The sequence below is a fragment of the Aquimarina ulvae genome (genome assembly GCF_053613295.3).
Window position 1 is genome coordinate 135,563 of record NZ_JBSIBP030000007.1, and the last position, 12,874, is coordinate 148,436.

Below are 12,874 nucleotides of genomic sequence, written 5' to 3' on the forward strand. Positions count from 1 at the left end.
CTACGCTAAAATCAAGAAAAAGCCACTATTTATTGGGTTTCAAAGCTTCATTACGAAGTTCCAATGCATAATCCGGGTTAAATATCATTTGTAAAAGTTAGGTTTTATTGTATTATAAACCTTTTTATTCTTTTATCAGTATCATTTCCTATTTGTAAAAGATATAATCCAACAGATAAATTACTCACGTCTACAGTAGTATTTTTTAGTGTTGTATTGATTACTTTTTGACCGGCATAATTATAGATCGTAATATACGTTTCTAGATTCGAAACACCACTTATATACAAGACACCATCTATTACAGGGTTAGGGTAAATTTGAAATTTTTCTTTAGCACTAAAACTACTCTCAGTATTTGCTCTGGAACTGGTTGTACCGCCGATATTTATAGTATAATCTTCAACTTCACCGTAAGTAAAATTTTCACAAGGTGTTGCGACAGCGTTATATTTTAAAGTCACCCTCATTCTTGTAGTTCCTGTCAATGCACTAGATGGTACTGTAAAATTATACGATTGATTTGCTTCACTTCGAGTTGATTCTGAAACTATTTTTTCTGCGCTATCAAAAGTTCCGTTTTGATCAAAGTCAATCCATACATTCCAATATTCTGTATACACCGTACCAGTATAGTTAAGACTCAATACAATAGCATTCTGCCCATATGGTATAACACCTGTCTGGTTTGTGTAATCAGTGTATCCATTGGTAGCTGCAGATGTGTTATCAATGCCTCCAACACTAACATAATCGATATATTCGTCATTTATATTATTACCTTGACTGCTACAATAGGTTATGACTACACCCGTAGTAGTAAAAGTTACCGGATCACTTGCCAAGGAGCTATTTCCTGCTGCGTCTTTAGCGACTACACGTAATGTATATTCTGAGTTAGGGTTCAAACCACTAATGGTTGTATTTACTGATGCAGAAGTGGTTATCAGTACAGCTCCCTGATATATTTCATATTCTGAAACTCCTATATCATCCGTAGAGGCGTTCCAAGATAAATCGACGGTAGTTCCTGTAATATTAGTTGCAGTTAGATTTGTTGGTATTGATGGAGCCTGAGTGTCTGGCGTAGTAGAAAGAATCTTTATATCATCGATAGCTATATCGCTACGGAATCCGTTTCCTGTAGTCCCTTTAAACTGAAGTTTAATAACCGATCCCCCATAACTCGAAAGATCTATAGAAGCCTGATTCCATTGATTTCCCTGACTTTCGTTTCTACTCCATAGCGAAGTGTAATTTAATCCATCGTCAGTACTCACAAACACCTCTAAGGACCCCATATTAGTGCCATTCATATGATATCCGAATTCTAAAGTTACTCCGTCTAGATTTTCCAGATCGACGCAAGGGCTATTGAGTAATGCAACTTTTCCCGGATATCCACTTCCATTGCCGGAAGCTTCAATAAATAGATAAAATGACCCTTCTTGACCAGAAGAGGGTCCTGTACCGCTTGATGGTGTTCCATTACTATCACGACTCCAATTTATATCATCGGTATCAACATTTGTCCATGTCCCCAAATTAGACTCAAAACCCTCAGTATAAGGAAATGCAGTAATACCAGCACAGGCAGGGACTCCCGTCGTTGTAAAAAATATAGAATCACTATAGGGAGATGTGGTAGCTTCTGCACAGACACTTCTTACTTGAGTTTCATAAGCGGTTTCTGCTATTAAACCCGTAAGATTTGCAGTATTTGTCGTAGTAGCGACTGTTGCCCAATTTGTAGTACCGATTTGTCTATACCTCACATCAAAAGTTGCACCTTCGCTACCGGACCAAATCAACGAAGCAGTGGTTGACTGTACTGAAGAAGCTGTCAACCCCATAGGTGCTTCTACTCCAATTGGTATGAGTTGCACATCTTGTAGTAGTGCCTGACCATCTGCAATGGTGACTCCGGTGATTGTTTTTGACTCATAACATGCTGCTTCATAAAGTAGCGTATAGGTCCCTGCCTTTATAGGCCTATAATAATCACCCTCTGGCAACTCCGTTGGTGTCCAGGTTTCATAATTTTCTTTTCCTACAACTGTTACTTTAGCGTCAATTGCCTGATTAGTTACAGCATCCGTTACAACTCCGCGAATTCCGTAGTTAATTTGCTTTAAAAAACCAATCAATGCATCTTGATTATAGTTCCAGAAGTTGACTAATTGATTAGCCGCCGGAGTTTTTGCATTAGAAAGTTCTACAGTAACTTCTCTTCCTTTATGAAAATATATCTGATAATCTTGTCGTCCTCCCTGCACTTCGTACCAATCATATCCATTGGTGATTCCATTATTCAACGCATCAAAATATCCACTTGGGCTATTTTGTTGACAAAAATCTCTGTATTCTTCAGATATGTACACAAAATAATCTTCATCCGGATGAGCTCCAGCATAGGTATCCCAAGGATAATTGATTAGCTCGATACCTCCATGAAAATTAGCAGATAACACAAAATGTTTGGATGCTGCAAAATTCATAAAATGTTGCGTTTCGACTTGATAATTATTTCCATCTGGATTTGCGCCATCATCTGGATCGGGATAATTACGATTAAGATCTACATTATTAGCATTTCCTCTGGTAGCATTTGCTATTGATGAATTGCTCGCACTATTTCTATAGGTTCCGTCGGGGTTTGCTAACGGATTGATCCAGACTTCATTATTATCCAACAGTTGTTTGATTTCTATATGTCTTGGGTGCGATATATCCTTATAGGTTGTTAGTAGAAAATCAATTAGATTAAGCATCATAGGATACCCCGCTATCTCATCTCCGTGCATAGAAGAGGTATACATAACACGAGGTTCTTGTTCATTTGAACCAACATTGTCAGATAATTTTACAAAAAGTAATTCCTTATCTCCTTCAGTGGTTGTACCAATACTTTCTAGTTTACATATCGTTGGATTGTTCACAGCAAAATCATTCATCATATTTACATAATCTACATATGTGGGATATGCGTTTAGCGGAAATGTAGCCGCCTTTATGGATAGGTCGGATGTCATAGTTCGATAGCCGATAATGTTATCTTCTTCGGTTGTAGTAAAAGGAACATTTTTTTGTAAAAACTGATCAAACTGTATTTGATTAGCCATTAATTTCACCACTCCTGTGGTTTCATCATAATGAACAATAGATAATTCTTGGGTAAGTATTGGTAATTGAGTGGGGTTGTCAATCACAATATCAAAGATCACCTCCCCCTTTAGGTTTAGATATTCAATAGCTCGTTCTTTTTGGGTTTGTTGTGCAAATAGTGAAATACCAAGGATCATACAGACCCATAAGGTAAGTGTTAGTTTTTTCTTCATGGTTTTTTAAGAGTGTTTGTGTTAGCCATGCTTTGGATAGGCAGTGGCAATACAGTTAAATTGGTTTTAATATGTATAAAGATAGGGTAAAAAAAGTAACACTGTAATTAAGTTATATATCTTTTGATTTGTTTACACTTCAATTAATCAATGGATTACACAGGAAAAGTCTAAAGTTATGATAAACATTATCTAAGAAAATCTACTTATACACTCACGGAATACCGTTCACAATAGCAAACTCTCTTGATGGCTTCCCTAATTAATCTGGCGACCCTATATTTACATATTCATCTAGTATGCTCTCAGTGTATTTACCTATATCTAGTCTGTTATACGATTTATGATTAAAAAATTCGTATAAATTCGTTGAATTATTTTTTCTTTACACAAGGCAAAAAAATCAAGCATAGCCATAGTTACGGTTTGTTTTTTAAACGAAGTAGAAAGGAAAAAGAAACGATGCATATGCAAATTTTTTAGTTATAAATCGTATTAGAATGTAATCATATATTTTGCTGGAAGAAGAATTGAGAAGAAGAATTGAGAAGAAGCATTTAGATAAAGATCGGGCATAACCAATATAGCCATAACCCGATCTCACGTAAAAAACCTCACAATAAAGACTTTTATACTTATGTATCTATCCTATCTGTTAGTATTGTTCAAAATCAAAAGGTTAACATTAAAAAACATATATTTATAGAACATTTTTTTGAGGTAATGAAATAACTTAATTAAAAACTAATTTTAACTTATGAGAAATTTCAAAGTTTTATTTTATACGGTATTATTCATATACATCAGTTCAGGATATTCTCAATCGCTACAGACTCCGTCTTTAACTAATAAAAGTACGACTAAAACATTGATTATAGATTCTATTCCAGTCATTGCTTCTAAAGATTATCGTTTAATAAGAATTGATACAAATAACAATGATTACAGGTTGTTTTTAGGAACTTCTCGAATTTCTGGCTATCCATCTTTTGGTATCTCGAGAGTTCGTCGATATTTGGTAATAACAAATAATGCGTTTACTCATAAATCTCTTTTTGACCCAGTAGTTTATAATTCGTTAGAGCAGCAATCCTGGGAAAATCCTCTAGGTTCTGATTCATTTGGAGCAGGGATAATTGGAGGAAGTTTACAACTTATAACCAGTGTTTTTAAATAAATACTCTTTCCGAAAAAAATAATGTTTTATCAATACAATCACCTAAAACTTAATAAAAGAATATTCCTTTTGGATTTCTTGTTTTTTATATTCTATTTTCTGAAGAAATTGTTGATGCTGTTGACTATTCGGGTTAAAAGGTCGATGAGCTATCGCAGTTTGTATTTCCCGAACTTTATTCATAGTCATCAACGCTTTTTCTGAAAGCCAGATTTGTTTGAAATGCTCCCAAATATAATCAATAGCAACAGGGCTTGGATGTATCATGTCGGTATCATAAAATCGATAATCTCTTAGCTCGTCCATCATAATTTCATAAGATGGAAAATAATTGCAATTGGTCTCAGCTTCAATTGTTTGATGGACAGCGGCAATAAGATGTGATTTACTTACATTATTTTCTATAAAACCGTCTTTGCTATGTCTAACAGGAGATACTGTGAATATGATGTTGACAGTAGGGTTTAAGCTTTTAAGTAAGCCAACACTATTTTGCAGACATTGATTTATCTCTTCTACAGACAACAATTCTTTCGTAAACTCTTTTTGCGGCACTTTGTGGCAATTAGCAACAATCATATCCAATGCCTCCAAACGATATACCCAGCCCGTACCTAACGTAATACATATATGTGTAGCAGATTGAATCTTTTTGTATGCTTGATGCAATCCCTCATTTAGAGATTGTAGTACATGCTTCTGATCTGGATGACTTACCTTAGAATGTGCATCAAAACAGTGCCATTGTGCATTATGATAAAACAAATCAGTTTCCGTATACTGTTCCTTTTGAGTAGCCATCCAAAGAAAAGTTTCAATAGCTTTTGGGTGAAAAAGTATTCCAAAGGGATTCACCAGAGTTTTGAATTTAAAATATTCAAACTTATCTCCTATATTTTCTGCAAAACAAGATCCTAACAAAAGTAACTCAGCATTATAATCTATTTTAGGATGCTGGGATTTTAAGGGTATTTTGGTTAGTAGGTTCATAGACATGCGGTCCAAGCACTCCTTCGCAAAGAGCGTCGAGAAACTTTAATTTTAAATTACAAAAATTGTTTTACTTTTTTCAATGCTTCTTCAATTCCGGCAGGGTTCTTTCCTCCTGCTGTAGCAAAAAATGGCTGTCCACCACCTCCACCTTGGATATATTTTCCGAGTTCGCGAACCACCTGACCGGCATTTAATCCTTTTTCTTCTACCAGGTTTTTAGAAATATAGCAAGACAACAACGCTTTGCCATTATGATTAGCTCCAAAGAGTATAAAAGCGTTTTCTATTTCTCTTCCCAGCTCAAAAGATAAATCTTTGATTCCTGAAGCATCTAAGTCTACTTTCTTGCTCAAATATTGAACACCATTGATTTCTTCAAATTCTGAAGTAAGATCGCGTTTTAAGTTCTTTGCTTTATCCCTTAGTAACACCTCTATTTGTTTTTTTAGATGTGCGTTCTCTTCTTGGAGTACTGTAATAGCTTTTATGGGATCCTTTGGATTTTTCAGAATTGCTTTTACCTCAGAAAATGCTTCAGATTGATTGGTAAAATAATCTTTTGCAGCATCGCTCGTAATTGCTTCTATCCTTCGGATTCCGGCAGCAACCGCGCTTTCGGATGTAATCTTGAAATGCCATATATCACTAGTATTTTGCACATGGATTCCACCACATAGCTCCATAGACTCTCCAAAACGAATTGCTCTAACAGCATCTCCATATTTTTCGCCAAACAAAGCGATAGCTCCTTCGGCAATAGCTTGGTCATAAGATACAGCTCTCTTTTCTTCTAGTGGTAATGCTTCTCTAATCCTTGCATTTACAAAATCTTCAACTTGCTGCAATTCATCGGCAGATACTTTCGAAAAATGAGAAAAATCGAATCGTAAGTTTGCACTATGCACCATAGAACCTTTTTGCTCTACATGAGTTCCTAAAACAGATCGCAATGCCTGATGTAATAAATGTGTTGCCGAGTGATTTGCTGCAGATGTGGCACGTGCCTTATCATCTACCACTGCTGTAAATGTTTCTTGAACATGTTCTGGTAAGCTCTTTGTGAAATGAATAATCAAATTATTCTCTTTTTTAGTATCTAAAATATAATACACATCGCCGTTAGATGCTTCCAGATATCCTTTGTCACCGACTTGTCCACCTCCTTCTGGGTAAAAAGGTGTTTTATCTAACACCAACTGATACAACTCCCCATCTTTTTTACTCTTAACCTTACGATAGCGAGAGATATTTACTTGAGCAGACCTATAATCATATCCTACGAACGCCTCGTGAGCATGCGGAATCAAAATCTCCCAGTCTCCTGCTTTTACCTCAGAAGCAGCTCGAGAACGATCTTTTTGTTTTTGTAATTCTGCTTTAAAAACTTTTATGTCATACTCATATCCTTGCTCTGATAAAATCAAAGCAGTAAGATCTTCGGGGAAACCAAATGTATCGTATAATTCGAACACTTTTTTTCCTGAAACTACTTTGCTGTTTGTTTTCTTAATCACATTATCCAATAATACCAATCCCTGATCCAATGTTCTCAAAAAGGAGTGTTCTTCTTCTTTAATTACATTGACGATTAGATTTTTTTGAGATTTTAGTTCTGGAAAAGCAGCTCCCATTTGGTTACTTAAGGTATCCACTAATTTATAGATAAAAGGTTCTTTGGTATCTAAAAATGTAAAACCATATCGGATGGCTCTTCTCAAAATTCTTCGAATTACGTATCCGGCTCCGGTATTACTTGGTAATTGACCGTCTGCTATAGAAAACGACACCGCTCTTAGGTGATCTGCAATTACACGAATTGCAACACTAATCTTACCATCTTTATCAGTGGGCACGCTATCTTTATCATAAGTAGTATTAGTAATGGTTTCTATTTCCCTGATTAAAGGGGTAAACACATCTGTATCATAATTAGATTTCACACCTTGTAACGCCATGCAGAGCCTCTCAAACCCCATTCCCGTATCTACATGCTGTGAGGGTAATTTCTCTAGAGAGCCGTCTGCTTTGCGATTAAATTGCATGAAGACAAGATTCCAGATTTCTACTACTAATGGATCATCCTGATTCACCAAATCACGTCCTGGTATTTTTGCTTTTTCTTCATCCGATCTAAGGTCGACATGGATTTCTGAACAAGGTCCGCACGGTCCCTGATCACCCATTTCCCAAAAATTATCTTTCTTGTTTCCCATAATAATACGATCTTCGGGAACGATATTCTTCCATAAATCATATGCTTCCTGATCCATCTCCAGATTTTCATCTTTAGCTCCTTCAAAAATTGAAACGTATAAGATATCTTTATCCATACCAAAAACCTCAGTAAGTAGCTCCCAGGCCCATTCAATAGCTTCTTTTTTGAAGTAGTCACCAAAACTCCAGTTCCCCAACATCTCAAACATGGTATGGTGATAGGTATCTAGCCCAACTTCTTCTAAATCATTTTGTTTTCCACTTACTCGTATACATTTTTGAGAATCGGTTATTCTTTTATTTTTAGAAATCGTATTGCCTAAAAAGAATTCTTTAAAAGGAACCATCCCGGCATTGACAAACATCAGTGTGGGATCGTCCTTAATCACCATCGGTGCAGAAGGCACTATCGTGTGTTTTTTGGATTCAAAAAACGCTAAAAATTGGTTTCTGATGTCTTGGGATTTCATTTTTTTATATTTTCTTAATAATCAATTATTTATCAACAACTACATAAAGATATGCTATCGATATTTGTCAGTTTTTTCTGGACTTTGAGACATTTTATTATATTTGTTCTCGCCTCAAAGTATAAACAAGCCTATTTTTGGCTAATATCCTGCAAAAATAGTATATTTTAGATTATGTCAAAGGTTAAATATTACTACGATAGCGACACGCTATCTTATCGTAGAATCGAGCAAAAGAAAGGACGCAAATTTGGCTTTGCCATTTTGGGTATACTTGGTGCTTTTTTAGCTGGTTTTTTATTATTGTTGATTTATCTAAATATACCTCAATTAGAAACACCAAAAGAAAAGGCATATAAGAGAGAATTGGAGAACATGAAGCTTCAATACGAACTTATGAATAAACAATTAAAAAAAGATCACGCTGTTCTTGCAGAACTCGCAGAAAGGGACGATAATATCTATCGACTGTATTTTGGTGCTCCTCCAATTCCTGAAGAGATCCGGGAAGCTGGTTTTGGAGGAATCAATAGGTATAAAGGATATGAAGGGTATGATAATTCTGAAATGATTATAGAAAGCCAAAAACAGATTGACAAGCTTACCAAACAGATCGTTGTTCAATCTCAATCCTTGGATGATATCAAGGAGCTAGCAGAGCAAAAGGAAGAATTACTTTCTACTATCCCTGCAATCCAGCCGATACAAAATACCGATCTAAAACGTATGGCTTCGGGATATGGATGGAGAAGCGATCCTTTTACTAAAGCAAGAAAATTTCATTATGGAATGGATTTCTCTGCAGCAACAGGAACTCCTATATATGCTTCAGGAAACGGAACTGTAACTCGGGCAGATGCAAACTCTACGGGTTATGGAAAACACGTGCGTATCGACCACGGATTTAACTACGTGAGTCTTTATGCACATTTGAGCAAATATAATGTAAAGAAAGGTCAGAAGGTAAAACGTGGCGATGTCATTGGATACGTAGGAAGTACAGGAAGATCTGTTGCCCCTCATCTTCATTATGAAATATTTAAAGATGGAGATCGTATCAACCCACGTAATTTTTATTATGGAAGTTTAACTTCTGAAGAATTTAATGAAATGCTTAAAGCATCTTCTGTAATTAATGAAACTCTAGACTAACACCTATGCGTAAAATACTTCTTTTTATAATTTTAGCTGGTTGTAGCTATACGATTCAAGCTCAGAAATTTTCAAAAGAAGAAGTTGACTCTATGACAACCATTGTTGAGAATTTCAAACTGGCAATGGAAAAACTCTCTGTACCGAAAAGTATAAAATTGATGGCCGTTGGAGATATCATGATGGCTACTAATTTCCCTAATGAAAGCTACATGCCTCCTGAAAACAAAGGCCCTTTTGATGCTGTTCAAGACATTTTACAACAGGCGGATATCCTTTTTGGTAACTTAGAAGGCACCCTTACAGACGAAGGCGAAAATGCTAAGCGATGTTCTGATCCATCAAAGTGTTATTCGTTTCGATCACCAGAATCGTTTGGCAAGTATCTTGAAGAAACCGGATTTGACGTGATGAGTATTGCCAATAACCACATTGGGGATTTTGGAGCGGTTGGTATTAAAAACACTGCTAAAACACTGGAAAAACATAGCATTGCTTATGCCGGGATTTTTGCTCAGGAATCTACCATTTTTGAAAAAGATGGTGTTACCTATGGATTTTGTGCCTTTGCGCCAAATAAAGATTGCGTAAAAATTCATAACTTAACCAAGGCAAAGAGTATTGTACAAGAACTAAAAAAACAGGCAGATATCGTAATAGTATCTTTTCATGGAGGTGCAGAAGGAGCTGACCATACACACGTACCCAGAAAAACAGAACGTTTTTATGGTGAGGATCGGGGAAATGTATACCTTTTTGCACATACGCTTATCGATTCGGGTGCAGATATTATTTTAGGGCATGGTCCTCATGTATCCAGAGCTTTTGAGGTATATAACAATAAATTTATTGCGTATAGTTTAGGTAATTTTTGTACGTATTCCAGATTTAATCTAACGGGAATCAAAGGATATGCGCCGATTGCAGAAATAGAAATAGATCCTGATGGTAACTTTATGAAAGGAAAACTGCATTCTGCAAAGCAAATCGATGAGGTGTATCCGTTCGTAGATGACAAAAAAAGAGCCCTGAAAGAAATTAAAAAACTCACGGAAGAAGATTTTCCTGAAAGTAATTTAGTTTTTGAAGAAGATGGAAGTTTTACCCAAAAAAAAGAGGATTAACTATGTATGTTGACTTACCAAAAAAAATGTATTATGGTATTGGTGAAGTAGCTGACGCATTTGATGTAAATGCTTCTCTTATACGTTTTTGGGAAAAAGAATTTGATATCCTAAAACCAAAAAAGAATGCTAAAGGAAACAGGAAGTTTACCCCAGAAGACATCAAAAATCTAGAATTAATATATCACCTTGTTAAAGAACGGGGTTTTACGCTGGAAGGTGCTAAAATTCATCTTAAAGAACAAAAACAAGAAGCGTTGGATAGTTTTGATATTATCAGAAAGTTAGAATCCATCCGAGGACAGTTATTAAAGATTAAAGAGCAGTTATAGACTTATTATATAATATTAAAAATCGAAATTCGACTACGCTCTGCCCTCCATTAGATTAAACCATAGATATTACATGTCCTATTAATTTCTCTGACTACGTGATGCTATCAATCAACTTAATTCGTCACTAAGTTGCACAAAATGTAAGCGCTATCAATTACTTCTGTTACCCCAAATAATTTTCATAAATATCTGATTCGATCGAAGAAACATCTGATTGCATCTGTGTAAAAGTCTTGTAATACTACTGGCAATTATCGAAAAACCTTGAAACTATATTCTAACCGACTCTTCCCATTCCCGTTTCTATAATATATTTGTTGGGTACTTAAAGTATTATTTATTTTGGTTTTTAATTCTGGAGTTTCTGCAAAAAAAGGGATTTTCTGTAAGCTTATCGGTTCTTTTAACAAACTGTTTCTCTTTTCGTGACAAACCACCTTCAATAAAAAATAAATTATTAGGTTCATCCATTAACTCATGCTTTTTAGGACCCTTTGCTCCTTACATTTCTTGTTTTACAGATTCTATATACTCTTTACAATCAGTTGTTAAAGAATCAACCATATTTGCATTATAAGCTAGTTTCTCATTATGATGGCTTTTACTTCTTCCTAAAATATACAGCCACTGGCACTCCGTGAAAATCAAATTCTTTTCGTAGTTGATTTTCTAAATATCTTTTATAGGGTTCTCTTATATACTGCGGCAGGTTACAGAAAAACGCAAACTGCGGCTGTGGTGTAGGCAATTGCATACAATATTTAATTTTTACGTACTTTCCTTTATAAGCTGGTGGTGGATTTCTTTCTATAATAGGCAGCATCGTATCATTCATTACGCTGGTTTTGATCTTTTTAGAGCGGTTTTTGTAAACATCTACAGCCGTTTCTATAGCTTTAAAAAGACGTTGTTTGGTCAATGCCGAAATAAACACAATGGGTACATCGGTAAATGGTTCGATCTGTTTGCGGATATGTTTTTCAAAATCTTTTAAGGTATTACTCTCCTTATTTTCAATTAAATCCCATTTATTAACAAGGATTACAACTCCTTTACGGTTGCGCTCTGCTAACCAGAATATGTTCTGTACCTGCGCATCAAAACCACGTGTGGCGTCTAATAATAATAGACAAACATCACTGTGCTCTATTGCCCGAACGGATCGCATCACAGAGTAAAACTCTAAGTCTTCTTTTACTTTAGATTTTCGTCTGATTCCTGCAGTATCTACCAAATTAAATTCAAAACCAAAACGATTGTATTTTGTATCAATAGCATCTCTGGTTGTGCCTGCAATATCGGTAACAATATATCGATCCTCTCCTATTAATGCATTGATAAAAGATGATTTTCCCGCGTTCGGTCTTCCTACTACCGCAAAACGAGGTAATTCTGATGCATCTTCTTCCTCCTCTTCTGGCAAAGCTTCTATCAGCGCATCCAAAAGTTCTCCTGTACCACTACCATTAATACTGGCTATGGTATAATATTCTCCAAGTCCCAGACTATAAAACTCTACGGCATCTGCTTCTCTCTTACCGTTATCAACTTTATTAATGGCCAGAAAAACAGGCTTATTTACTTTACGCAGTAAGTTAGCCACCTCTTCATCCATACCAGTAACTCCAGATTCTACATCGACCATAAAAATAATAGCATCTGCTTCGTCAATGGCAAGCTCTACTTGTTTATCGATTTCTGCTTCAAAAATATCATCACTACCTACAACATAACCACCAGTATCTATTAAGGAGAATTCCTTGCCATTCCAATCACTTTTGCCATAGTGGCGATCACGAGTAACTCCACTAACCGCATCTACGATTGCTTCTCTTCTCTGGATCAGTCTGTTAAAAAAAGTAGATTTTCCTACATTAGGTCTCCCAACAATTGCCACTATATTACTCATTATCCTGAATTCTAAAATTTGTGCAAAATTAGTCTTTTTATTCTACCTAAACTATTGAACCCCGATTATGTGTTAAAAAGCCCTTTCTAATCCATTATACAGGTGCAATATCTTTTTAAAGATATGATCGCTACACATTGTTTTTAATTTTATTGCATCGAT

Annotated in this window: 8 protein-coding genes; 4 read left to right on the plus strand and 4 right to left on the minus strand. The window is 35.6% G+C overall.

The annotated features are described in order from the left end of the window. Positions 1 to 104: 104 nt before the first annotated feature. On the minus strand, positions 105 to 3,338 hold the full coding sequence (locus ACWGOQ_RS16070) for a M14 family zinc carboxypeptidase (protein WP_452059165.1): 3,234 nt from the start codon (positions 3,336 to 3,338) through the stop codon (positions 105 to 107). Between the two features lie 757 nt (positions 3,339 to 4,095). Between ACWGOQ_RS16070 and ACWGOQ_RS16075 the strand changes: the two genes are divergently transcribed. Beyond that, positions 4,096 to 4,515, plus strand: a complete 420-nt coding sequence (locus tag ACWGOQ_RS16075; RefSeq protein ID WP_452059166.1) for a hypothetical protein — start codon at positions 4,096 to 4,098, stop codon at positions 4,513 to 4,515. A gap of 42 nt (positions 4,516 to 4,557) precedes the next feature. Here ACWGOQ_RS16075 and ACWGOQ_RS16080 read toward each other — a convergent pair whose 3' ends face one another. Both ACWGOQ_RS16080 and alaS read right to left on the minus strand, forming a co-directional pair. Continuing rightward, positions 4,558 to 5,505, minus strand: a complete 948-nt coding sequence (locus tag ACWGOQ_RS16080; RefSeq protein WP_452059167.1) for a GSCFA domain-containing protein — start codon at positions 5,503 to 5,505, stop codon at positions 4,558 to 4,560. Between the two features lie 56 nt (positions 5,506 to 5,561). Next, entirely contained in the window at positions 5,562 to 8,192 is a 2,631-nt protein-coding gene (gene alaS / locus ACWGOQ_RS16085; protein WP_452059168.1) for an alanine--tRNA ligase, read from the minus strand. A 174-nt stretch (positions 8,193 to 8,366) separates the two neighbouring features. On the opposite strand from alaS, the gene ACWGOQ_RS16090 reads away from it, so the two are divergent. The 3 genes from ACWGOQ_RS16090 to ACWGOQ_RS16100 are packed head-to-tail and all read left to right on the plus strand — an operon-like array spanning position 8,367 to position 10,800. After that, the gene (locus ACWGOQ_RS16090) at positions 8,367 to 9,344 is read left to right on the plus strand and encodes a M23 family metallopeptidase (protein WP_452059169.1); all 978 of its coding nucleotides are present in this window, start codon (positions 8,367 to 8,369) and stop codon (positions 9,342 to 9,344) included. 5 nt (positions 9,345 to 9,349) lie between these two features. Next, on the plus strand, positions 9,350 to 10,468 hold the full coding sequence (locus ACWGOQ_RS16095; protein WP_452059170.1) for a CapA family protein: 1,119 nt from the start codon (positions 9,350 to 9,352) through the stop codon (positions 10,466 to 10,468). 2 nt (positions 10,469 to 10,470) lie between these two features. Then, positions 10,471 to 10,800: a MerR family transcriptional regulator gene (locus ACWGOQ_RS16100; RefSeq protein ID WP_027395257.1), complete on the plus strand. Its 330-nt coding sequence runs from the start codon at positions 10,471 to 10,473 to the stop codon at positions 10,798 to 10,800. 604 nt (positions 10,801 to 11,404) lie between these two features. Here ACWGOQ_RS16100 and der read toward each other — a convergent pair. Then, positions 11,405 to 12,712 carry a ribosome biogenesis GTPase Der gene (gene der, locus ACWGOQ_RS16105; RefSeq protein WP_452059171.1) on the minus strand — a complete coding sequence of 436 codons (1,308 nt, stop codon included), beginning with the start codon at positions 12,710 to 12,712 and terminating at the stop codon, positions 11,405 to 11,407. Positions 12,713 to 12,874 lie beyond the last annotated feature (162 nt).